The 21071-nt window shown below is 67.1% G+C and carries 22 protein-coding genes; 14 read left to right on the top strand and 8 right to left on the bottom strand.

Annotated elements, in window-relative coordinates:
* Positions 1–289 precede the first annotated feature (289 nt).
* Complete coding sequence (locus ACTXG9_RS09395) at positions 290–721, top strand: CBS domain-containing protein (protein WP_014648481.1); 432 nt, start codon at positions 290–292, stop codon at positions 719–721.
* A gap of 67 nt (positions 722–788) precedes the next feature.
* On the opposite strand, the gene ACTXG9_RS09390 is transcribed toward ACTXG9_RS09395, so the two are convergent.
* Positions 789–1217 carry a VOC family protein gene (locus tag ACTXG9_RS09390; protein WP_019660719.1) on the bottom strand — a complete coding sequence of 143 codons (429 nt, stop codon included), beginning with the start codon at positions 1215–1217 and terminating at the stop codon, positions 789–791.
* A 124-nt stretch (positions 1218–1341) separates the two neighbouring features.
* Positions 1342–1860 carry a lactoylglutathione lyase gene (gene gloA, locus ACTXG9_RS09385; protein ID WP_111098353.1) on the bottom strand — a complete coding sequence of 173 codons (519 nt, stop codon included), beginning with the start codon at positions 1858–1860 and terminating at the stop codon, positions 1342–1344.
* A gap of 126 nt (positions 1861–1986) precedes the next feature.
* Between gloA and ACTXG9_RS09380 the strand changes: the two genes are divergently transcribed.
* Positions 1987–3099, top strand: a complete 1113-nt coding sequence (locus ACTXG9_RS09380) for a PLP-dependent cysteine synthase family protein (protein ID WP_019660717.1) — start codon at positions 1987–1989, stop codon at positions 3097–3099.
* Between the two features lie 47 nt (positions 3100–3146).
* Here ACTXG9_RS09380 and ACTXG9_RS09375 read toward each other — a convergent pair whose 3' ends face one another.
* Positions 3147–3551, bottom strand: coding sequence for a hypothetical protein (locus tag ACTXG9_RS09375; protein WP_111098352.1), 405 nt, complete (start codon positions 3549–3551; stop codon positions 3147–3149).
* A gap of 165 nt (positions 3552–3716) precedes the next feature.
* On the opposite strand from ACTXG9_RS09375, the gene ACTXG9_RS09370 reads away from it, so the two are divergent.
* Positions 3717–5747, top strand: coding sequence for a M3 family metallopeptidase (locus tag ACTXG9_RS09370; protein WP_456115794.1), 2031 nt, complete (start codon positions 3717–3719; stop codon positions 5745–5747).
* A 102-nt stretch (positions 5748–5849) separates the two neighbouring features.
* On the opposite strand, the gene ACTXG9_RS09365 is transcribed toward ACTXG9_RS09370, so the two are convergent.
* The 3 genes from ACTXG9_RS09365 to ACTXG9_RS09355 all read right to left on the bottom strand — a co-directional run bounded on the left by ACTXG9_RS09365 (position 5850) and on the right by ACTXG9_RS09355 (position 7799).
* A complete protein-coding gene (locus ACTXG9_RS09365) occupies positions 5850–6653 on the bottom strand; it encodes an SDR family oxidoreductase (RefSeq protein ID WP_329866090.1) in 804 nt (267 codons plus the stop codon).
* Positions 6650–7216, bottom strand: a complete 567-nt coding sequence (locus tag ACTXG9_RS09360) for a DUF1415 domain-containing protein (RefSeq protein WP_134729982.1) — start codon at positions 7214–7216, stop codon at positions 6650–6652. Before ACTXG9_RS09360 ends, ACTXG9_RS09365 begins: the two co-directional genes overlap by 4 nt.
* A 100-nt stretch (positions 7217–7316) precedes the next feature.
* On the bottom strand, positions 7317–7799 hold the full coding sequence (locus ACTXG9_RS09355; protein WP_049411069.1) for a YajQ family cyclic di-GMP-binding protein: 483 nt from the start codon (positions 7797–7799) through the stop codon (positions 7317–7319).
* 153 nt (positions 7800–7952) lie between these two features.
* On the opposite strand from ACTXG9_RS09355, the gene ACTXG9_RS09350 reads away from it, so the two are divergent.
* The 3 genes from ACTXG9_RS09350 (at position 7953) to ACTXG9_RS09340 (ending at position 10742) form a co-directional block, all read left to right on the top strand.
* Positions 7953–8849, top strand: coding sequence for a DMT family transporter (locus ACTXG9_RS09350; RefSeq protein WP_019660712.1), 897 nt, complete (start codon positions 7953–7955; stop codon positions 8847–8849).
* A 199-nt stretch (positions 8850–9048) separates the two neighbouring features.
* Positions 9049–10056, top strand: a complete 1008-nt coding sequence (locus ACTXG9_RS09345; protein ID WP_021203891.1) for a methionine ABC transporter ATP-binding protein — start codon at positions 9049–9051, stop codon at positions 10054–10056.
* Complete coding sequence (locus tag ACTXG9_RS09340) at positions 10053–10742, top strand: methionine ABC transporter permease (RefSeq protein WP_021203892.1); 690 nt, start codon at positions 10053–10055, stop codon at positions 10740–10742. Before ACTXG9_RS09345 ends, ACTXG9_RS09340 begins: the two co-directional genes overlap by 4 nt.
* A gap of 104 nt (positions 10743–10846) precedes the next feature.
* Here the strand turns inward: ACTXG9_RS09340 and ACTXG9_RS09335 are convergent, their stop codons facing one another.
* Positions 10847–11449, bottom strand: a complete 603-nt coding sequence (locus tag ACTXG9_RS09335; RefSeq protein WP_019660709.1) for a lipocalin family protein — start codon at positions 11447–11449, stop codon at positions 10847–10849.
* A gap of 128 nt (positions 11450–11577) precedes the next feature.
* On the opposite strand from ACTXG9_RS09335, the gene ACTXG9_RS09330 reads away from it, so the two are divergent.
* Together ACTXG9_RS09330 and ACTXG9_RS09325 are read left to right on the top strand one after the other, a co-directional pair.
* Entirely contained in the window at positions 11578–11904 is a 327-nt protein-coding gene (locus ACTXG9_RS09330; RefSeq protein ID WP_021203893.1) for a hypothetical protein, read from the top strand.
* Positions 11905–11973: 69 nt separating this feature from the next.
* Positions 11974–14070 (top strand): prolyl oligopeptidase family serine peptidase, encoded by a 2097-nt coding sequence (locus ACTXG9_RS09325; RefSeq protein ID WP_111098347.1) that lies wholly within the window; start codon positions 11974–11976, stop codon positions 14068–14070.
* Between the two features lie 110 nt (positions 14071–14180).
* Here the strand turns inward: ACTXG9_RS09325 and ACTXG9_RS09320 are convergent, their stop codons facing one another.
* Positions 14181–15368 (bottom strand): pyridoxal phosphate-dependent aminotransferase, encoded by a 1188-nt coding sequence (locus ACTXG9_RS09320; RefSeq protein ID WP_111098346.1) that lies wholly within the window; start codon positions 15366–15368, stop codon positions 14181–14183.
* A gap of 205 nt (positions 15369–15573) precedes the next feature.
* On the opposite strand from ACTXG9_RS09320, the gene ACTXG9_RS09315 reads away from it, so the two are divergent.
* The 6 genes from ACTXG9_RS09315 to xerC all read left to right on the top strand — a co-directional run bounded on the left by ACTXG9_RS09315 (position 15574) and on the right by xerC (position 20990).
* Complete coding sequence (locus tag ACTXG9_RS09315; protein ID WP_111098702.1) at positions 15574–17685, top strand: S9 family peptidase; 2112 nt, start codon at positions 15574–15576, stop codon at positions 17683–17685.
* Between the two features lie 54 nt (positions 17686–17739).
* Positions 17740–18162 (top strand): YbaN family protein, encoded by a 423-nt coding sequence (locus ACTXG9_RS09310; RefSeq protein ID WP_021203896.1) that lies wholly within the window; start codon positions 17740–17742, stop codon positions 18160–18162.
* Between the two features lie 127 nt (positions 18163–18289).
* Positions 18290–18562 (top strand): LPS translocon maturation chaperone LptM, encoded by a 273-nt coding sequence (gene lptM, locus ACTXG9_RS09305; protein WP_031270510.1) that lies wholly within the window; start codon positions 18290–18292, stop codon positions 18560–18562.
* Positions 18555–19406 carry a diaminopimelate epimerase gene (dapF, locus tag ACTXG9_RS09300; RefSeq protein WP_111098675.1) on the top strand — a complete coding sequence of 284 codons (852 nt, stop codon included), beginning with the start codon at positions 18555–18557 and terminating at the stop codon, positions 19404–19406. Before lptM ends, dapF begins: the two co-directional genes overlap by 8 nt.
* Complete coding sequence (locus tag ACTXG9_RS09295) at positions 19403–20077, top strand: DUF484 family protein (RefSeq protein ID WP_019660702.1); 675 nt, start codon at positions 19403–19405, stop codon at positions 20075–20077. Before dapF ends, ACTXG9_RS09295 begins: the two co-directional genes overlap by 4 nt.
* A 16-nt stretch (positions 20078–20093) precedes the next feature.
* Positions 20094–20990: a tyrosine recombinase XerC gene (xerC, locus tag ACTXG9_RS09290; RefSeq protein WP_111102110.1), complete on the top strand. Its 897-nt coding sequence runs from the start codon at positions 20094–20096 to the stop codon at positions 20988–20990.
* The last annotated feature ends 81 nt before the right edge of the window (positions 20991–21071 follow it).

Raw genomic sequence — 21071 nt, 5'->3', positions numbered from 1 at the left:
GCGGTTTCAGCCGCGGTGCCATTCTCTGGATCGTCAGCTGGTTCCCACGACGAACTGTCCTATCGATGCCGGTAGTGACCGATGGTCGCAGTCGTAGAATCGATTTGACCGAGGTCCGGGTTGAGCGGTTGAACCCCCACCTCGTTCGCGTTGCAGCACGTCGTCTGCCGATGCCTCCCATGCGGCAGACGGGTGCGCCAGACGTGCGCTGAAAGGTCTGTTCCCGGGGAGGGGGCGTATCGGAAGAGCACACTTTTTTGACTTCAGTGACCTGCACCAGGAAACAAGAATGAACGTCCGCGAACTCCTGCAATCCAAGAAAGAAGCTGTCATCACCATCGATGCCGAAGACACCATCGGTGCCGCCGCCCACAAGATGAGCGCGAACAGGATCGCTGCGCTGGTGGTGATGAAGGACGATGCCCCGGTCGGCATCATCTCCGAGAAGGACATCGTGCGCACCCTGGCCGACGATGGCCCGCAGGCCGGCCGCCGGGTGATTTCCAGCCTGCCGTCCACGGGCCTGGAGGGCATTGCGCCGGACGCCACGCTGAAGCAGGCCATGTCGCTGATGACGTACTCGCGTCGCCGTCACCTGATGGTGACCGACGGCAACCAGCTGGTCGGCATCCTCAGCCTGGGCGATATCGTGAAGAACCTGCTGGGCGAGCTGGAACTGGAAAAGGCCGTGCTGCAGGACATCTACATGGCCGCCCACTGAGGGCTGCAGCGCTGGAAACAGAGAAGCCGGGCATTGCCCGGCTTCTTCGTTCACGGCGTCGGTGAAGTCAGAACGTCACCTTCACCGAGTCGGCACTGTAGTTCGCCGGGCCGTGGTAGACCACTTCGATGTTGTTGCCATCGGGGTCGAGCACGAAGGCGCCGTAGTAGCCCGGGTGGTAGGGGCGCTCGCCCGGTGCACCGTTGTCTGTGCCACCGGCGGCGATGGCAGCGGTGTGGAAGGCATCGACCGTGGCGCTGTCGCGGGCCTGGAAGGCTAGATGATGGCGGCCGGTCAGCTGGCCGGCGGCGGCACGGCTGCTGGCGCTGGAAATGAACAGCTCGTCGGCCCAGAAGAAGTCCGGCCCTTCGCCGCCGAGTGGGATGCCGATCGTATCGAACACTGCCTGGTAGAAGCGGCGGCTGGCGGCCAGGTCGCGCACCACCAGCTGGATGTGGTCGATCAGGCGGCCACGGTGCAGTTCCATCGTTTCCATACGAACCTCTTCAAAAAGGGGACGGAGTCGGTAGCGCCGGGCCGTGCCCGGCGAGCGCGCAGCGCGGCCTGCTCAAGGCCGCCGGGCATGGCCCGGCGCTACCGGAATTGTGCCCCTTTCCGGGTCAGACGTTGGCGATGATCTCGACCCAGTAGCCGTCCGGGTCCTTGATGAAGGCCAGGTTCTTCATGCGACCGTCGGTCAGCCGCTTCTGGAAGGTTACCCCGAGGTCCTCGAAGCGCTGGCAGGCCGCCTCGATGTCCGGCACCGACACGCAGATGTGGCCGAAGCCGCGCGGGTCGCTGTTGCCGTCGTGGTAGACCGCGCCGTCCTGGGTTTCGGTGCCGTGGTTGTGGGTCAGTTCCAGCACGCCCGGCAGGCCGGCCATCCACACGCGGCGCTGGCTGTCGTCTTCCGGTACCACCACGCCGGCCGGGAGGTAGGCCAGGAAGTACAGGCTGAACTGGGCCTCCGGGAAGTCGCGCTTGTCGATCAGCTGGTAGCCGAGCACGCGGGTGTAGAAGTCCAGCGAGGCGGTGATGTCCTTCACACGCAGCATGGTGTGGTTGAACACGAAGCCGGTGGTTTCGGCCGGGGCCTGGGCGGCGACGCCGGGGACATCGCGCAGGGCGGGAATGGTCATGGGGGGAGGTCCTTCAGACAGGGCCGTTGCCGGCCGGATGGGGGCATTCTACCGGCCAGCACCTGACGGTACCGCGACGTACAATGGCCGGATCGCACCGTTCCGTCCTGACAACGATTGCCCGCCATGTCGCAGCGTGAATGGGTGGCCGCCGCCATCCGCAAGATTGAAGCCGATTTCAACCGCTCCGCCGATACCCACCTGATCCCGCTGGCGCTGCCCGGGTTCGAGGGCATCGATGTGTACCTGAAGGATGAGTCGAGCCATCCCACCGGCAGCCTCAAGCACCGGCTGGCGCGCTCGCTGTTCCTGTATGCGCTGGCCAATGGCTGGCTGCGCGAAGGGCGACCGGTGATCGAAGCGTCCAGCGGCTCGACGGCGGTGTCCGAAGCCTATTTCGCGCGCCTGCTCGGCCTGCCGTTCATTGCGGTGATCCCGGCCACCACCTCGCCTGAAAAGATCGCCGCGATCGAGTTCCAAGGCGGCCGCTGCCACCTGGTCGAACGCGCCTGCGACCTCAACTGTGATTCGGAAAAGCTGGCCCGTGAAACCGGTGGCCACTTCATGGACCAGTTCACCTACGCTGAGCGCGCGACCGACTGGCGTGCCAACAACAACATCGCCGAGTCCATCTTCAAGCAGATGGCCGAAGAGCCCAGCCCGGTTCCGGAATGGATCGTGTGCAGCCCCGGCACCGGCGGCACCGCCGCCACCCTGGGCCGCTATGTCAGCTACCGCCGCCACGACACCCGCATCCTGTGCGCGGACCCGGAAGTGTCGGTGTTCTTCGACGGCTACCGGGCCGCCGTGGCCGGTGAACAGGACTGGCGCGACCTGACCTGCAGTGGTGGTTCGCGCGTGGAAGGCATCGGCCGGCCAAGGGTGGAGCCGAGCTTCATCCCGACCAGCGTCGATGCGATGGTCAAGGTACCCGACGCGCTGAGCCTGGCTGCGATGCGCCATGTCAGCCGCCAGCTCGGCCGACGCGTCGGTGGCTCCACCGGCACCAACTTCATCGGCGTGCTGCAGGCGGCACAGTGGATGCGCGAGGCGGGCCACCAGGGCAGCATCGTCAGCATCCTGTGCGACAGCGGCGAGCGTTATGCGCAGAGCTACTACGATCCGGCGTGGTACGCGCGCCAGGGCATTGATGTCGACGGCGCCGACGCACAGCTGGCCGCTGCGGTGGCCGGGCAGGGACTGCCCGAATTGCCGTGGTGCAGCCTGGAAGCGTTGTAGGACGGCCGACGTTGTCGCCGGGCCATGTCGGCGTCCGCGACGGTGTCTCAGTAACCCGCTGCGGTGAAGGCGTCGAGCACCGCGTCGCGCAGTGCATCGGGCAAGGCCTCGATGTCCATCGCGCGGTCATCCAGGTGCAGGGTGGGATCCAGGATGCTGGCGCGGCCCTGGGCCAATGCCTGCAACCACAGCAGCACGCAGATCACGAACTCGCGCTCATGGCCCAGCTGCAGCTGGCTGGCGCCGCGCTCGATCACTTCGAACGGGTACCACTCCTGGCTTTCATTGAACGTGCCGCCCTGCTGCAGCACCGCCTGCAACTGCTGCAGGTGGCGCGGGGCGTCGTCGCCGGCATCGCACAGCGCGGCGATCCAGGCCAGTTCGGCCGCGCTGGCAGACAGTGCCAGCGACCGCGCCGGTGAGGCGGATGCAACTGCAGCCAGACCTTCCATGTGGGGCCTCGTTCGGTACGTGCCGCTGCGGACTCCCCCGCATCCAGAGCTTCGGGGGGCGCGCGTAAGGCCGATGTGAATGCCGTGCCCCCTTGTCAGCCGCGCCCGGCAGCGCCATATCTGGAGGGCTGCCCGGGTGCCGGGCCCGTATCCTGGAGATCTGCCGTGACCGTTGCCAACCCCCTGCTCGATTTTTCCGGCCTGCCGCGCTTCGAGGCGATCCGCCCCGAGCACGTCGCGCCGGCGCTGGATGTGCTGCTGGCCGAGGCCGAAGCCGCCGTCAGCGCGGCCGAGCAGGTGCAGCCGGTGCGTTGGGAGACCTTCGTCACCCCGTTGGACGACGCGACCGAGCGACTGTGGCGCGCCTGGGGCCTGGTCGGCCACTTGCAGGGCGTGGTCAACACCCCGGAACTGCGCGAGGCCTACAACAGCAACCTGCCGCGGGTGACCCGCTTCGCCAGTGCGCTGGGGCAGAACCTGGCGCTGTATCGGCAGTACCAGGCGCTGGCCGCCAGCCCGGAGGCGGCGCATTTCGATGAAGCCCAGCGCAAGGTGCTGGACAACACCCTGCGCGACTTCCGCCTGGGCGGCGCCGAGCTGGCGCCCGAGGCCCAGCAGCGTTTTGCTGCGATCAAGGACGAACTGTCGGCGCTGTCGGCGAAGTTCTCGCAGAACGTGCTCGACGCTACCGATGCCTGGTCGCTGATCATCGAAGACGAAGCGCGGCTGAAGGGCCTGCCGGAAGACGTGAAGGCCACCGCGCATGCCGCAGCACGGAAGGACGGCAAGGCCGGCTGGAAACTGACCCTGCAGATGCCGTGCTACTTGCCAGTGCAGACCTGGGGCGAGGACCGCGACCTGCGCGAGATCCTGTACCGCGCCAGCGCCCAGCGTGCGTCCGAATTCGGCGATGACGCACTGGACAACAGCGGCAACATCGACCGCATCCTGGCCCTGCGCGCCGAACTGGCTGCGTTGCTCGGCTTCGATTCGTACGGCCATTACTCGGTGGCGACCAAGATGGCGCAGGACCCGGCCGAAGTGCTCGGTTTCCTGCGTGACCTGGCCTCGCGCGCCAAGCCGTTCGCGGCCAGGGACCGCGCCGAGCTGGAGCAGTTCGCACGCGAGCAGCTGGGCATCGATGCCCTGCAGGCCTGGGACCTGGCGTTCGCCGCCGACCGCCTGAAGCAGGCGCGTTACAGCTATTCCGAGCAGGAGGTGAAGCAGTATTTCACCGAGCCGAAGGTGCTGGGCGGCCTGTTCTCGGTGATCGAGCAGCTGTATGGCCTGCATGTGCAGGAGGACAGCGCGCCGGTCTGGCACGAAGACGTGCGCTTCTTCCGCCTGGTCGATGCGCAGGGCGCGCTGGTCGGCCAGTTCTACCTGGACCTGTACGCACGCGAGGGCAAGCGCGGCGGGGCGTGGATGGATGATTGCCGCAACCGTCGCGTGCGCGGCGACGGCAGCGTGCAGACGCCGCTGGTCTACCTGGTGTGCAACTTCGGCCGGGGTGCCAACGGCAAGCCGGCCACCTTCAGCCACAACGAAGTGACCACGCTGTTCCATGAGATGGGCCACGGACTGCACCAGCTGCTGACCCGCATCGGCGAACTGGGCGTGGCCGGCATCAACGGCGTGGAATGGGATGCGGTTGAGCTGCCCAGCCAGTTCATGGAGAACTTCTGCTGGGAATGGGACCACCTGCAGGCGATGACCGCGCACGTGGACAGTGGCGAGCCGCTGCCGCGCACGCTGTACGAGCGCATGCTGGCCGCGCGCAACTTCCACAGCGGCATGGCCACCGTCCGCCAGCTGGAGTTCGGCCTGTTCGACATGCTGCTGCACAGCCAGTTCGAGCCAGCGCAGGACAGCGTGCTGGCGCTGCTCGACCGCGTGCGCGCGGAAGTGGCGGTGAACCACCCGCCGGCCTGGAACCGCTTCCCGCACCAGTTCAGCCACATCTTTGCGGGCGGTTACGCCGCGGGCTACTACAGCTACAAGTGGGCCGAGGTGCTCAGCGCCGACGCCTATGCCGCGTTCGAGGAAGCGCCACAGGCACTGGCGGAAACCGGTGCACGCTTCCGTGATGAGATCCTGTCGCGCGGTGGCAGCCGCCCGGCGGCGGAGAACTTCAGGGCTTTCCGCGGCCGTGCACCGCAGATCGACGCGCTGCTGCGTCACTCGGGCATGGCGTAAGGCGTCGGGTAGGTGCCAACCTTGGTTGGCACTTCACCGCCCTCCACGCATGGCATGGATCTACCGGAACGCCGGCCAACGGCCGGCACTACCGGTGGTGGGTCATTCGGCGTAGATCATCTTCCGGGTCATGCCGCCGTCGACGATGAAATCCTGGCCGGTGCTGAAACCGGACAGTGATGACAGCAGGTATACGGCCAACGCACCGATGTCCTCCGGCTGGCCGACGCGGCCGACCGGGTGTTGCGCATGGTCGGTGGCCGAATACTCCGGTGCGTGTCGCCGTGAGGGTGCCTGCCACTCGCTGGTGCCGATCCAGCCCGGGCTGATGCTGTTCACCCGCACCGCCGGGCCGGCGCTGATCGCCAGCGCATGGGTGAAGGCCACCAGGCCACCCTTGGCCGCCGCATAGGCCTCGCTGTGCGCTTCGGATTGCCAGGCGCGGGTCGAGGCGATGTTGATGATCGCACCGGCGGCGCTGGCGGTCAGCGCCGGCAACGCATGCTTGCTGCACAGGAACGCGCCGTGCAGCGAAGACAGCCGGCGCTGCCACTCGTCCCAGTCCATGTCCTGCAGCAGCGTGCCGTGCGGGCTGACAATCCCCGCGTTGTTGACCAGCCCGTCGATGCGGCCGAAACGCTGCAGGGCCACGGCGATGAAGGCGCGTACGCTGGCTTCGTCGGTGACGTCCAGGCGCTGGAACACGGCATCCTCACCACGCTGCCATTCCGCCAGGCACGCCTCGCCGGCCTCCATGTCGAGGTCGCCGATCAGCACGCGGCCACCGGCGCCGAGCACGGCCTGCGCGATGCCACGGCCGATGCCGTTGGCACCGCCGGTGACCAGCACCACCTTGCCCGACAGCGGCGCGGCCGGCCAAGCGGCAACCGGCGGTACCGTGCTCACGACAGGTCTTCGCCACGCAGGCGGCGATGCCAGCCGTCCACGCCGATGCGGTCCAGGGTCTGGATGTTGCGCTCGACGATCACATCCGGATCCGGATAGACGTCCACCGCGCGCGCCACGCTGTCTTCGCGCAGCAGGTGCAGGGTGGGGAAGGGCGCACGGTTGGTGTAGTTGCTGGCATCGCCCGGCGCCACGCCTTCGAACTGGTAGTCCGGATGGAAGCTGGCCACCTGCAGGATGCCCTGCAGGTCCAGTGCCTCGATCGCCGCATCGGCGTTGTCGAGGAAGTCGTTGTAGTCGAGGAAATCGGTCAGCACCTGCGGATGCACGATCAGCGTGGTATCGATCTGCTCGGCCGGCGTATCGCGCAGCAGGACCAGTTCCTCGGCCAGCTGCTCAACCAGGGCTTCCGTGGTGGTCGCATCGCTGAGCACGATGCGGACCTGGTCCTTCACATACACCGCCTTGGCGAACGGGCACAGGTTCAGGCCGATGACGATGCGTTCCAGCCACAGGCGGGTGGCGGCGATCGGGTCCTCGGTGGGCAGTTGGGCGTCGGTCATGGCGGGCACGTCGGCTGGCGGGGCGGACATTGTAGGCGCGTCGCTTGCAACGCGCCGTCGTACCGCAGGTGCCGGCGCCGGGCCATGCCCGGCGGCCAGATCAATCGCGGAAATTGTTGAACTGCAGCGGCAGCTCGAACTTGCCGGCCTTGAGCACGGCGATGGCGTCCTGCAGGTCATCGCGCTTCTTGCCCTGCACGCGCAGCTTGTCGCCATTGATCTGGCTTTCAACCTTCAGCTTGGCCTCCTTCAGCGCAGCGGCGATCTTCTTGGCGACCTTCTGCTCGATGCCCTGCTTGACGGTGATTTTCTGCCGGGCCTGGGCCAGGTTGGTCTCGATGTCGCCGAATTCGAGGCTGAGCACATCGATGCCGCGCGCGGCCAGGCGTGCACGCAGGATGTCGTTCATCTGCTTGAGCTGGAACTCGGTCGGGGCGAACTGGTTGATCACATCGCCATCGCGCTCGAACTTGGCATCCACGCCCTTGAAATCGAAGCGGGTGGCCAGTTCGCGGTTGGCCTGGTCGATGGCGTTGGTCAGTTCGTGGGTGTCGACTTCGGACACGACGTCGAAGGAAGGCATGGCGATGCTCCGCAGGATTCAGTGGCAGCCATTCTATCGCGAGGGCCCTATGCCCGCCCTTTATAGCGCCGAGCCCACGCTCGGCTGCTTTGTGAAGAGCAGCCGAGCGTGGGCTCGGCTCTACAGAAAGCGACGACCGGGCGATAATGGGCCATGAACGTGCAACGCTCTCCCTCGCGCGCAGTGGCCTGGATGGTCGCTGCGGTCGCCTGCTTCTCGCTGATGGACGCCGGCATGAAGCAGTTGTCGGCCAGCTATCCCACCCTGGAAGTGACCTTCCTGCGCGGCGCGGCCTCGTTGCCGTTCGTGCTGGTCTGGGTGCTGGCCAGCGCCGGGCCGCGTTCACTGGTGCCGCGCCGCTGGGGGCTGCACCTGCTGCGTGGTGCGCTGGGCATGGCGATGATCGGCTGCTTCGTGTTCGCCCTGCGCGACCTGCCGCTGTCCACTGCCTACACCATCTATTTCGTTGCCCCGCTGCTGATCGCTGCGCTGTCGGTGCCGCTGCTGGGCGAACGGGTCGGGCCGCGGCGCTGGGTGGCCATCGGCATCGGCCTGGTCGGCGTGCTGGTCGTGCTGCGGCCGGGCGTGGACGGCTTCATTTCGGTGCCTGGGCTGATGGTGCTGGCCGCGGCCACCGCCTATGCCGTAGCCGCGATCACGGTCAGCCTGCTGACCCGCACCGATACCTCGCAGTCGATGGTGGTCTGGTTCCTGGTGATCATGGCCATCGGTGCCGGCCTGCTGGCCCTTCCCGGCTGGGTGCCACTGCAACTGGCACATGCGCCGCTGATCGGCGGCATGGGCCTGGCCGGAGCGCTGGGCCAGATCGCCCTGACCAGGGCCTTCCAGCTGGGCGAGGCCTCGATGATCGCGCCGCTGGAGTACAGCGGGCTGGTCTGGGTGATCGGCTGGGACCTGGCGTTCTGGGGCCAGCTGCCCGATGGCTATACCTGGGTGGGGGCGGCGATCATCGTTGCATCCGGCCTGTACCTGCTGCATCGCGAGCGGGTGAACCGGCAGGAGCCGCCGAAGCCGTTGGACCACCCCTGAGCCGGGGTAGGGCCGGCCGGCGGCCGGCAACCCCTCGCGCCGGAGGGACCGCTGCAGGTGCCGGCCAGCGGCCGGCGCTACCGCGGGCAGCGGCTTAGAACCAAAAGGAATAACATTCTGGCCCATGGCGCGGGCGCGCGACCGCCTGCGCTGGTAGGCTGCACGCCCCCTTCCGTCACCCAGCCGGTGAGCCACGCCCGTGATCGAGTTCCAGCGCCTGCACAAATCCTATGCCGTTGCCGGCCGCGCAGTGAGCGCGCTGCAGCCGCTGGACCTGACCATCGAGGCCGGTGAGGTATTCGGCATCATCGGCCATTCCGGCGCCGGCAAGTCGACGCTGATCCGCATGATCAACCGCTTGGAAGAACCCAGTGGTGGGCGTCTGCTGATCGGTGGCGAGGATGTCACCGCACTGGACGCGGACGGCCTGCGCGCGCTGCGCCGGCGCATCGGCATGATCTTCCAGCACTTCAACCTGCTGTCGTCGCGCACGGTGGCCGGCAACGTCGCCTTCCCGCTGGAGCTGGCCGGCACGCCGAAGGCGGAGATCGACGCACGCGTGGTCGAGCTGCTGCAGACCGTTGGCCTGGAAGCGCATGCGCAGAAGTATCCGGCGCAGCTGTCCGGTGGCCAGAAGCAGCGCGTCGGCATTGCCCGCGCACTTGCAACGCGTCCGCAGATCCTGTTGTGCGACGAGGCCACCAGTGCGCTCGATCCGCAGACCACGGCATCGGTGCTGTCGCTGCTGTCGAAGATCAATCGCGAGCTGGGCCTGACCATCGTGCTGATCACCCACGAGATGGACGTGATCCGCCGCGTCTGCGACCGCGTCGCCGTGCTCGACGCCGGCCAGATGGTCGAGACCGGGCCGGTCACCCGGGTATTCCTGCATCCACAGCATCCGACCACGCGCCGTTTCGTCAGCGAATCGGAGCACATGGACGAAGGTGCGCTGCATCGCGATTTCGATGCCGTCGGTGGCCGCATCGTGCGGCTGACGTTCCTCGGTGGCGACACCTACGAACCCCTGCTCGGCAGCGTCGCGCGGCAGACCGGGGTCGACTACAACATCCTGTCCGGCCGTATCGACCGGATCAAGGACACCCCGTATGGCCAGCTGGTCGTCGCCCTGGTGGGCGGTGACCAGTCCGCCGCGCAGGCCGCGTTCGTGGCCGCCGGCGTGCACGTTGAGGAACTGCGTCGATGATCATCGCTACTGCCGGCGGCTTCTTCCGCCACCTGGATGCGGACAAGTGGGTGGATATCGGCAAGGCCACCCTCGAGACGCTGCTGATGATGGCCGGCTCGCTGCCGCTTACCCTGGCCATCGGCCTGCCGATGGGCGTGCTGCTGTACGTGTTCGGCGCGCCGCAGATGAAACGCCGGCCACTGGCCTATGGCGCGCTGGCGATCGTGGTGAACCTGCTGCGTTCGGTACCCTTCATCATCCTGATGGTGGTGTTGATCCCGGTGTCGCTGTGGTTGATGGGCCAGTCGATCGGCGTGCTCGGCACGTTGCCGGCGCTGGTCATCGGTGCGGCGCCGTTCTACGCGCGCCTGGTGGAAACCGCGCTGCGCGAAGTGGACCGCGGCGTGGTCGAGGCCGCGCAGTCGATGGGTGCCACCACCTGGCAACTGGTCACCCGGGTGCTGCTTCCCGAGGCGCGGCCGGGCCTGATTGCCGCCGCCACGGTCACTACCGTTGCTCTGGTTGGCTTCACTGCCATGGGCGGCGCGATCGGTTCCGGCGGCCTGGGCGACCTGGCGCTGCGCGAAGGCTACCAGCGCAACCGCACCGACGTGGCCCTGGTTACCGTGGTGGTGCTGCTGATCCTGGTGCAGCTGCTGCAGATGCTCGGCGACCGCCTGGTCGCGCACTACACCCGCAAGTAGCCCGCCTCAGATAGTGCCGGCCGCTGGCCGGCAACGATGCGCTGCTCCAGGTGTGCCGGAGCTGCCGGCCAGCGGCCGGCACTACATCTGCGCCCGGCGCTCTCTCAACGCACGTTGGGTACTTCGTAACCCAGCTTGCCGACCTGCTCCGGGCGCTGTGGCACACGCTTGAGCTTGTCGGTGTTCACCCCGTATTCGTCACGCAGGCGCTCGGCCAGTTCCTTGTAGAGGCCCTTGTCCATGTCCGGTGTGCGCGAGAAGATCCAGGCCATCTCGCGGCCCGGGTAGCCGATCAGTGCCCAGGAATAATCCGGTGCTACTTCCAGCACCCGTGAATGGGTAGGCACCACGCGATAGAACCAGGTGCGCCAGCCGTGATTGCCGCTGTCCGGATCGACACTGGCGCGTGCGCGGATCTCCTGCAGGGGTTCGCCGAAGCCATCACGATAGCGGTAGGTGATGCCGACCTTGTGCGCGTCGCGCAGTTCGTACTCGTTGACGCTGGCCACATGGCCGCGCTCGACGAAGTTCGGCACGCGGCCAATCACGTACCAGGTACCCATGAAGCGCTTCAGGTCGATCGGCGCATCCGGGTCGGCGACGCGTGGGGCGCTGGCACGGGGCGATGGCGGCTCGCTGGCGGCCACGGCGGGGCCCGCCAGGGACAGGGCCAAGAGCATGGCGCAGAGCGGGCGGATCGAAGTCATGCGGGAGCGGGCTCAGGAGGGCTTTGCGTGAGCATGGTCGACTGAGCGTGCGCGATCCGTCAATGGTGTCGCAGCCTTTGAGAAGGGCATTGACCAAGCTGTGTTGCACTGTCTACCGGAGAAGCCCCATGAACGCACGTTCCGTCCGTCGCCCTGCAGCTGAACGCGTCAGCCTTGAACGTGCCGACCCGCGCCTGCTGCGCAGCGTGCGGCAGTTGGCCCTGGCCGGTGTGGCACTGGTCCTGGTCTGGCCGGCCGCGCGTGGTAGCAGCGCATGGCTGGGCTGGTTGCCGATGTGGCTGGTGGGCATGCCGCTGGTGGCCTGGTGGGCGCTGCTGCGCTTCCCGTTGCCTCGCCTGTCGTGGCTGCGGCGGGCGCGTCACACCGGTGGACAGGCGGACCGACGCGGTGGCGGTGCGGCCCGCCGCCGTCGGGGCGCCACCGCCGCGGCCTGACCTTCGACACGGGGGCGACAGCGGTGATCCATGCTAGCGTTCCAGGGCTTATGACTGCCTGGAGCTGCAATGTCACGATTCGCTTCCGCCTGCCTGTTGGCTGGCATGATGACCGCTGCCTCGGTGGGGACCGCCGTGGCCGCTGAAGACACCGACCGTTACGCCTGGCTCGAAGACGTAACCGGCGACAAGCCGCTGGCCTGGGTCAAGGAACAGAACGCCAAGTCCGAGGCGCGCCTTGCGCAGACCCCGGCATTCAAGCAGATGGAAGCCAGCATCCGCGAGGTGCTCGACTCCGATGCCAAGATTCCCGCCGTGCAGAAGATCGGCGACTACTACTACAACTTCTGGAAGGACCAGCAGCACGAGCGTGGCCTGTGGCGACGCACCACCCTGGCCGAATACCGCAAGGCCTCGCCGCAGTGGGAAACCGTGCTCGACCTGGATGCACTGAACAAGGCCGAGGGTGAGAACTGGGTCTGGCACGGCGCCGATTGCCTGCGCCCGGACTACAGCCGTTGCCTGATCGCGTTGTCGCGCGGCGGCGCCGATGCCGACGTCACCCGCGAATTCGACCTGGCCAACAAGACCTGGATCAAGGATGGCTTCTTCCGTCCGGAGTCGAAGGGCGGCCTCAACTGGATCGACCGCGATACCGTGTTCGTCTACACCGACTTCGGTGCCGGCTCGATGACCACCTCCGGCTACCCGCGCGTGGCCAAGCTGTGGAAGCGTGGCACTCCGATGGCCTCGGCCACGACGGTTTACGAAGGCAAGCCGGAAGACATGTACATCGCGGCGACGCACGATGACACTCCGGGCTTCGAACGCAACCTGGTCAGCCGCACGCTCGCCTTCTACAACAACGAGATCTATCTGCGCGGTGACGATGGCACGCTGACCAAGATCGACGCGCCGAATTCGGCCGAGAAGGGCCTGCACAAGCAATGGCTGACCCTGGAGCTGCGTGATCCGTGGACTGTCGGGGGCAAGACCTATGCGCCCGGTTCGTTGCTGGCCACCAAGCTGGATGACTTCCTGGCCGGCAAGCGCGAGTTCGACGTGCTGTTCACCCCGACCGCGACCACCTCGCTGGCCAGCGCCACCTGGACCAGGAACCATCTGGTGCTGAACGTGCTGGACGACGTCAAGAACCGCCTGTCGGTGCTGACGCCGGGCGCCAATGGCTGGCAGACCAGCCGCTTCGTTGGTGCACCGGCTTTCGGCACGCTGGGGGTGGCTGCGGTCGACAGCAATGACAGCGACGCGGTGTGGCTGACGGCCACCGACTATCTGACCCCGACCACGCTGGCGCTGGCCGAGATCGGCCAGGCCCCGGAAACGCTGAAGACCATGCCGGCCTTCTTCGATGCCAAGGGCAAGGTGATCGAGCAGCACTTCGCCACCAGCAAGGATGGCACCCGCGTGCCGTACTTCGTTGTGCACGATCGGGCGATGAAGCTGGACGGTTCCAATCCGACCCTGCTGTACGGCTACGGTGGCTTCGAGATCTCGCTGACCCCGAGCTATTCCGGTGGCATGGGCCGCGCCTGGCTGGAAAAGGGCGGCGTGTACGTGGTCGCCAACATCCGTGGCGGTGGCGAGTATGGGCCGCGCTGGCACCAGGCGGCACTGAAGCAGAACCGCCACAAGGCCTATGAAGACATGGCCGCGGTGGCGCGCGATCTGGTCAAGCGCAAGATCACCAGCGCCAGGCACCTGGGCGTGCAGGGCGGCAGCAATGGTGGCCTGCTGACCGGCAACATGCTGACCCAGTACCCGGAGCTGTTCGGTGCGGTGGTGGTGCAGGTGCCGCTGCTGGACATGAAGCGCTACAACCACCTGCTGGCAGGCGCATCGTGGATGGCCGAGTACGGCAACCCGGATACCAGCGACTGGGAGTTCATCAAGACCTTCTCGCCGTACCACCTGTTCGATGCGAAGAAGAAGTACCCGCCGGTGCTGTTCACCACGTCCACCCGCGATGACCGCGTGCATCCGGGCCATGCCCGCAAGATGGCGGCGAAGATGATCGACGCCGGCAAGGACGTGACCTACTACGAGAACATCGAAGGTGGCCACGGCGGCGCCGCCAACAACGCGCAGGCCGCACACATGTCGGCGCTGGCCTACAGCTTCCTGTGGGAACGCCTCGGCGGTAAGTGACGGAATGAAAAACGCCGCCTTCGGGCGGCGTTTTTCGTTGGGTCCGCGTATCCACGTGGCGTGGAGCCAGTAGATCCACGTCATGCGTGGATGCTGTTCGCGCAGGGCGATCAGGTGCCCCAGCTCTTCAACCCACGCGCGATCCGCTCCACCGCCTCCTGCAATCGCGGCACTTCCTGGGTATAGGCCAGGCGCACGTGCTGGTTGGCACGATGGAAGCCGAAATCCAGCCCGGGCGTGAATGCCACATGCTCGGTTTCCAGGAAGTGGGTGCAGAACGCCTGCGCATCGTCGGTGAACGCGCTGACGTCTGCGTACAGGTAGAACGCGCCCTGCGGCTCGACCTCGATACGGAAGCCCAGCTCACGCAGTGCGGGCAGCAGGAAGTCGCGACGCTGGCGGAACGCGTCGCGGCGCTGTTCGAAGATCGCCATCGATTCCTCGCTGAAACAGGCGAGGGCGGCATGCTGGGCGATGCTCGAGGCGCTGATGTACAGGTTCTGCGCCAGCTTCTCCAGGTCCGGTACCGCGGCCGGCGGTGCCACCAGCCAGCCCAGCCGCCAGCCGGTCATGCCGAAATACTTGGAGAAGCTGTTCAGCACGAACGCGCTGTCATCCACCTGCAGCACGCTGGGCGCATCCAGGCCATAGGTGAGGCCGTGGTAGATCTCGTCCACCACCAGGTGGCCGCCCCGCGCGTGCAGGGCCTGCGACAGTGCGGCCAGATCGTCGGCGGAAAGCACGGTGCCGGTCGGGTTGGCCGGTGAGGCGACCAGCGCGCCGACGCTGTCGGCATCCCAGTGCTGTTCCACCAGTGACGGGGTCAGCTGGTAGGCGGTCTCCGGCCCGACCGGTACCAGTTGCGCACCGCCTTCCACCAGGCGCAGGAAGTGGCGGTTGCACGGATAGCCGGGGTCCGCCAGCAGCCAGTGGCGGCCGGGATCGACCAGCAGGCTGCTGGCCAGCAGCAGCGCACCGGACCCACCCGGTGTGACCAGGATGCGTTCAGGGTCGATATCCAGCCCGTAATGGCTGCGATAGAAGCCGCTGATGGCCTCACGCAGAGCCGGCAGGCCACGTGCGGCGGTGTAGCGGGTATGACCGGCGGCCAATGCGGCCTGGCCGGCGCGCACGACAGGTTCGGCGGTGGTGAAGTCCGGTTCGCCGATTTCCAGGTGGATCACATCGTGGCCGGCCTGCTCCAGCGCCTGTGCGCGGGCCAGCAGGGACATCACGTGGAATGGAGCGATTTCATGGCTGCGCCGGCTGTAGCCCGGCGTGTGGGGCAGGGTGCTCATGTGCCCATGGTACGCCGCGCGTCTGGGTCATGCGTTCTGGTAGTGCCGGCCGCCGGCCGGCATTCCGACCGTCTCCGGGTTCGTGAGGTTGCTGGCCAGCGGCCGGCACTCCCCATGACGATCCGCAGGGTTGCCCGCAGCCCTCCTGCAACCCAGACTCGGGCACAAGGACGCCATTGCATTGCAGTTCAAGGAACCCCACTACATGAAATCCACTCTCTGCCTGTTGCTCGCCAGCCTGATGACCACTACTGCCACCGCCGCCACTCCGCCTGTTCCGCCGGATGCCGCCAAGCATCCGCATGTGGTCAAGGCGCCGTTCGGCGCGACCCGCAACGATGACTATTACTGGCTGCGCGACGACAAGCGCGAGAACAAGGACATGCTGGCCTACCTGCAGGCCGAGAATGCCTACGCGGACCAGGTGCTGGCGCCGCTCAAGCCGCTCGAAGACACCCTGTACAAGGAGATCGTCGGCCGCATCAAGCAGGACGATTCCAGCGTGCCGGCGCGTGAGCGCGGCTATTGGTACTACAGCCGCTTCGAGACCGGCCAGGACTATCCGATCCACGCGCGCCGCAAGGGCAGCATGGAGGCCGCCGAGGAGATCCTGCTGGACGTCAACGCCATGGCCGCCGGCAAGGGCTATTTCAGCGTCGGCTCGATGGAAGTGAGCCAGGACAACCAGCTGCTGGCCTGGGCCGAGGATGAGGTGGGCCGCCGCCAGTACACGATCCGCTTCAAGGATCTGGCCACCGGCAAGGTGCTGCCCGATGTGATCACCGGCAGTTCCGGCGACCTGGTCTGGGCCGACGACAACCGCACCGTGCTGTATGTCGAGAACGATCCGGAAACGCTGCTGACCGTGCGCGTGAAGAAGCACGTGCTGGGCACTCCAGCCAGCGCCGACACCGTCGTCTACGAAGAGAAGGACGACAGCTTCTACATGGGCATCGGCCGCACCCGCGATGATCGCTTCATCACCATCGGCGTGCACAGCACCGTGTCCTCGGAAGAGCGCTACGCACCGGCCGGCGACCCGACCACGTTCACCGTGCTGGCCCCTCGCCAGCGTGACGTCGAGTACGATGCCGACCACTACGACGGCCGCTGGGTGATCCGCACCAACGACGGCGCGAAGAACTTCAAGCTGGTCACTGCGCCGACCGATGCCACTTCGCGTGCGCAGTGGAAGGACTGGATCGCGCACGACGATGCGGTGTTCATCGAAGGCTTCGAACTGTTCGATGGCTACACCGCCATCGCCGAACGCTCCGAGGGCCTGGAACGCATCCGCCTGCTGTTCAAGGATGGCCGCAGCGACTACGTGAAGGCTGATGAGCCAGCGTACTCGATGGGCCTGGGCGACAACACCGAGGCCGATACGCCCTGGCTGCGCTACGTATACACCTCGATGACCACCCCGACCACCGTGTTCGAGCTGAACACCGCCACCGGCGAACGCCGCCAGCTGAAGGTGCAGCCGGTGATCGGCTATGACGCGTCGAAGTACGAAACCGACCGCGTCTGGATCACCGCACGTGATGGCGTGAAGGTGCCGGTGTCGCTGGTCTACCGCAAGGGCTACCAGAAGGACGGCAAGGGCGCGCTGTTCCAGTACGCCTATGGCAGCTATGGCATGTCGATGGATCCGTACTTCAACCAGACCGCGGTGAGCCTGCTCGACCGCGGCGTGGTGTATGCCATCGCCCACATCCGCGGCGGCCAGGAAATGGGCCGCGACTGGTACGAGAACGGCAAGCTGCTGCACAAGCAGAACACCTTCAACGACTTCATCGACGTCACCCGTGGCCTGGTCGCACAGGGCTGGGCGGCGAAGGATCGCGTGGCCGCGTCCGGTGGCAGCGCCGGCGGCCTGCTGATGGGCGCGGTGGCCAACCAGGCCCCGCAGGATTACCGGGTGATGGTGGCGCAGGTCCCGTTCGTCGACGTGGTCACCACCATGCTCGACCCGACCATTCCGCTGACCACCAATGAGTACGACGAGTGGGGCAACCCGGAACAGAAACAGTATTACGACTACATGCTGTCCTACTCGCCCTACGACAACGTGAAGCGGCAGGCGTACCCGGCGCTGTTCGTGGGTACCGGCCTGTGGGATTCGCAGGTGCAGTACTGGGAGCCGGCCAAGTGGGTGGCCAAGCTGCGTGACGACAACACCGGCCACTACCCGATCCTGTTCCGCACCAACATGGAAGCCGGCCACGGCGGCAAGTCGGGGCGCTTCCAGCGCTACCGCGAGCTGTCCGAGTCGTACGCGTTCGTGCTGCAGCAGCTGGGCATCGCCCAGCCGTGATCGCGACAGGGTGCCGGGCGCTGCCTGGCACCCTGAACCGGTATCCTTGCGGCCATGAGCGCGCCAGATCCTTCCGCCCCTCGCGATGCCGCCACGCCTCCGCGCGTGGTGCGTTTCCGCTGGGCGTGGTGGCTGCTGGCGTATGTCAGCCTCGGCACCGGCATCGTCGGCATCTTCGTGCCGGGCCTGCCGACCACCGTATTCATCCTGATTTCGGCCTGGGCCGCCTCGCGTGGCTCCGAGCGCCTGCACAACTGGCTGCTGCAGCATCCACGCTTCGGCCCGGCCATCGCCAACTGGCAGGCACACGGGGCGGTCAGCCGCTACGGCAAGTGGATGGCCACGATCACCATGGCGGTATGCGCCGCCATCATGCTGTGGTGCGTACCGATTGCCTGGGTGAAGTGGTTCTCGATCGGCAGCATGACCGTGGTGGCGATCTGGCTGTGGACGCGGCCGCTGCCGCCAAAGCAATGATTGCCCGCCGGGCATGGCCCGGCGCTACCTGCGGCGCCCGGTTACGGTAGCGCCGGGCCATGCCCGGCGGATGCGTGGCGTGCCGCCCTGCACCAACCGCTCAGCCGCCAATGGCTATACTCGGGGCATGAAGATCCCCCATCGAAACGCCATCCTGATTCCGCTGGCAGCGGCCTCGCTGCTGCTCCTCGCCGCCTGCGGCAACAAGGGCCCGCTGGTACTGCCGCAGAAGCCGGTGCCGGTGGAAGAAACCGTCGAACCCGCTGCCGAGCCCGCCACCGAGGCGACCCCGGCGGAGGCCCAGGGCGCCGTTGCCCCCGCCACGACCGTCGATCCGGCTGCAACGACCACTCAGCCGGCACCCGCGCCAGCGAAGAAGGCGGGCAGCGGGGATGAGTAAGGCCAGTTCCACGGCGCTGCGCTTCAGCAAGATGCACGGCGCGGGCAATGATTTTGTAGTGATCGACCTGCGTGACGGCACCGCGCCGCCTACGCCCGAACTGGCCGCGCGCCTTGCCGACCGCCACACCGGCGTCGGCTGCGACCAGATCCTGACCATCGAAGCGCCGCGTGCGGAAGGCTCGGCGGCCTCGTACCGCATCTGGAATGCCGACGGTTCCAATTCCGAGCAGTGCGGCAATGGCGCACGCTGCATCGCGGCCTGGCTGGTGCGCCAAGGGAGTGCGCAGGGCGATGCGTTCGTCATCGACAGCCCGCTGGCCAGCCATGAAGTGAAGGTGCTCGGTGACGGACAGTTCGCCGTAACCATGGGCGTGCCTGCCTTCGAGCCGGCCAACGTGCCGCTGATGGGCTTCGCCCATCCGCGCGAGGAATACCTGCTGCCGCTGCAGGGCGAAAGCGTGCGCTTCGCCGCAGTGTCGATGGGCAACCCGCATGCGGTGATCGAAGTCGGCCTGATCGATGCTGCGCCGGTCGAGCGCGTCGGTGCGCTGCTGCAGCAGCATGCTTCGTTCCCGCGCTCGGTGAACGTGGGCTTCGCCCAGGTGATGGGCCCGGCGCACGCCCGCCTGCGCGTGTTCGAGCGCGGCGTCGGCGAAACCCTGGCCTGTGGCAGTGGCGCCTGCGCCGCTGCGGTGACCCTGATGCAGCGCGGCCGCCTGCAGCGCGATGCCCGCATCAGCCTGCCCGGTGGTGACCTGCGCATCCAGTGGCCGGGGGATGGCCAGCCTGTGGTGATGGCCGGCCCGACCGCATTCGTCTTCGAAGGGGAGTGGATGGCATGAGCGAAACCGTCGACAAGCTCGGGGCCCACGAAGTCGCTGCCTGGTTGCGGCGTCATCCCGGCTTCCTCAAGCAGTTCCCGGACCTGGCCCTGACCCTGGTGGTGCCGCGCGATGACGGCCCGACCGCATCGCTGGCCAGCTACCAGCTGGAAGTGCTGCGCGAGAAGAACCGCGAGCTGGCGCGACGGTTGGCCGACCTGGGCGCGACCGCCCAGGTCAACGAGCGGCTGGCGGTGCGCACGCATCAGCTGACCCTGGCACTGATGAAGCAGGACAATGCGGCCGACACTCTGCGTGCGATGGCCGCTTCGTTGCAGGAAGACTTCGCCGGCGACCTGGTGCGGCTGGTGGTGCATGCGCCGGTGGCCGGGCTGGAACAGGCCGACTGGCTGCAGGTGATCGCCGCCGATGATCCGCAACTGGGCCCGTTCCGCGACTGCCTGAAGGACGGCGAGCCGATCTGCGGCCGCCTGCAGCCGGAGAAGAACGCCGTGCTGTACGGCGCGCGCAGCGAGGAGGTGCAGACCACCGCGCTGCTGCCGCTGCCGGGGGTTGGCCTGATCGCGGTCGGCAGCCATGATCCGAACCGTTTCTACCCGGGCATGGGCACGTTGTTCCTGCGCATGATGGGCGACGCCCTGGCCACTGGCCTGAAGCGCTTCCCGAGCTGAGCAGGGCACGACGGCGATGAGCGCGGTACAGGCGTTCCTGCAGCATCTGCAGGTGGAGCGGCGGATGTCGGCGCACACACTCGACGCCTACCGCCGCGACCTGGACGCGCTGTCGGTCTGGGCCGAGCCGCGTGGCGTAGCCGTGGAGGCACTCGATGCCGATGCGTTGCGCCAGTTCGTGGCCGATGAGCATCGGCGCGGGCTGTCGGCCAAGAGCCTGCAGCGCCGCCTGTCGGCCTGCCGCAGCTTCTACGCCTGGCTGCTCAAGCACGGACGCATCGAGGCCAGCCCGGCAGCGACGTTGAAGGCCCCGCGCGCACCGCGCCGGTTGCCGCAGGTGCTCGATGCCGACGAAGCCGTACAGCTGGTCGAGCTTGAACCGGAAGGTGAACTCGGCCGACGTGATCGCGCGCTGCTGGAGCTGTTCTACTCCTCGGGCCTGCGCCTGAGCGAAGTCTGCGCACTGACCTGGCGCGACCTGGATTTCGCCAGCGGCCTGGTCAACGTGCTGGGCAAGGGCAACCGCCAGCGCCGGGTGCCGTTCGGCAGGCCCGCACGCGAAGCGCTGCAGGCGTGGCGTGCCGAAAGTGGTGGCGGCCCGGCCTCGCCGGTGTTTCCTGGCCGCAACGGGCCGATCAGCCAGCGCGCGGTGCAGATCCGCATCCGCCAGCTGGCGCAGCGCCAGGGCCTGTTCAAGCATGTGCATCCGCACATGCTGCGGCACAGTTTCGCCAGCCATATTCTCGAATCGTCCGGCGACCTGCGCGGTGTGCAGGAGCTGCTGGGCCATGCCGACATCGCCACCACGCAGATCTATACCCACCTCGATTTCCAGCACCTTGCCAAGGTCTACGACGCCGCGCATCCGCGCGCGAAGCGCCGACGCAGCAGCGAGGGCAGCGGAGAAAGCTGAACGTTGCCCCTGCGGTGGCCGGTCGCGGGTGGCTTGAAGGGCGCAGCGCAGTCCCCACCTCTGGTTCTGTCACCCCGGAGG

It is taken from the genome of Stenotrophomonas maltophilia group sp. LNF247, assembly GCF_054083135.1.
Note: the sequence above shows the minus strand (reverse complement) of the source record. Positions and strands in the feature narration are given on the sequence as shown.

Excerpts from the sequence above, each read along its gene's own strand:
- dapF (WP_111098675.1), top strand. The coding sequence starts at position 18,555 with ATGAGTAAGGCCAGTTCCACGGCGCTGCGCTTCAGCAAGATGCACGGC.
- ACTXG9_RS09380 (WP_019660717.1), top strand. The coding sequence starts at position 1,987 with ATGTCGCAGCGTGAATGGGTGGCCGCCGCCATCCGCAAGATTGAAGCC.
- ACTXG9_RS09325 (WP_111098347.1), top strand. The coding sequence starts at position 11,974 with ATGTCACGATTCGCTTCCGCCTGCCTGTTGGCTGGCATGATGACCGCT.
- ACTXG9_RS09355 (WP_049411069.1), bottom strand. The coding sequence starts at position 7,799 with ATGCCTTCCTTCGACGTCGTGTCCGAAGTCGACACCCACGAACTGACC.
- ACTXG9_RS09310 (WP_021203896.1), top strand. The coding sequence starts at position 17,740 with ATGAGCGCGCCAGATCCTTCCGCCCCTCGCGATGCCGCCACGCCTCCG.
- ACTXG9_RS09350 (WP_019660712.1), top strand. The coding sequence starts at position 7,953 with ATGAACGTGCAACGCTCTCCCTCGCGCGCAGTGGCCTGGATGGTCGCT.
- ACTXG9_RS09320 (WP_111098346.1), bottom strand. The coding sequence starts at position 15,368 with ATGAGCACCCTGCCCCACACGCCGGGCTACAGCCGGCGCAGCCATGAA.
- gloA (WP_111098353.1), bottom strand. The coding sequence starts at position 1,860 with ATGACCATTCCCGCCCTGCGCGATGTCCCCGGCGTCGCCGCCCAGGCC.
- ACTXG9_RS09315 (WP_111098702.1), top strand. The coding sequence starts at position 15,574 with ATGAAATCCACTCTCTGCCTGTTGCTCGCCAGCCTGATGACCACTACT.
- ACTXG9_RS09360 (WP_134729982.1), bottom strand. The coding sequence starts at position 7,216 with ATGACCGACGCCCAACTGCCCACCGAGGACCCGATCGCCGCCACCCGC.
- ACTXG9_RS09390 (WP_019660719.1), bottom strand. The coding sequence starts at position 1,217 with ATGGAAACGATGGAACTGCACCGTGGCCGCCTGATCGACCACATCCAG.
- ACTXG9_RS09375 (WP_111098352.1), bottom strand. The coding sequence starts at position 3,551 with ATGGAAGGTCTGGCTGCAGTTGCATCCGCCTCACCGGCGCGGTCGCTG.
- lptM (WP_031270510.1), top strand. The coding sequence starts at position 18,290 with ATGAAGATCCCCCATCGAAACGCCATCCTGATTCCGCTGGCAGCGGCC.
- xerC (WP_111102110.1), top strand. The coding sequence starts at position 20,094 with ATGAGCGCGGTACAGGCGTTCCTGCAGCATCTGCAGGTGGAGCGGCGG.
- ACTXG9_RS09395 (WP_014648481.1), top strand. The coding sequence starts at position 290 with ATGAACGTCCGCGAACTCCTGCAATCCAAGAAAGAAGCTGTCATCACC.
- ACTXG9_RS09330 (WP_021203893.1), top strand. The coding sequence starts at position 11,578 with ATGAACGCACGTTCCGTCCGTCGCCCTGCAGCTGAACGCGTCAGCCTT.
- ACTXG9_RS09335 (WP_019660709.1), bottom strand. The coding sequence starts at position 11,449 with ATGACTTCGATCCGCCCGCTCTGCGCCATGCTCTTGGCCCTGTCCCTG.
- ACTXG9_RS09295 (WP_019660702.1), top strand. The coding sequence starts at position 19,403 with ATGAGCGAAACCGTCGACAAGCTCGGGGCCCACGAAGTCGCTGCCTGG.
- ACTXG9_RS09340 (WP_021203892.1), top strand. The coding sequence starts at position 10,053 with ATGATCATCGCTACTGCCGGCGGCTTCTTCCGCCACCTGGATGCGGAC.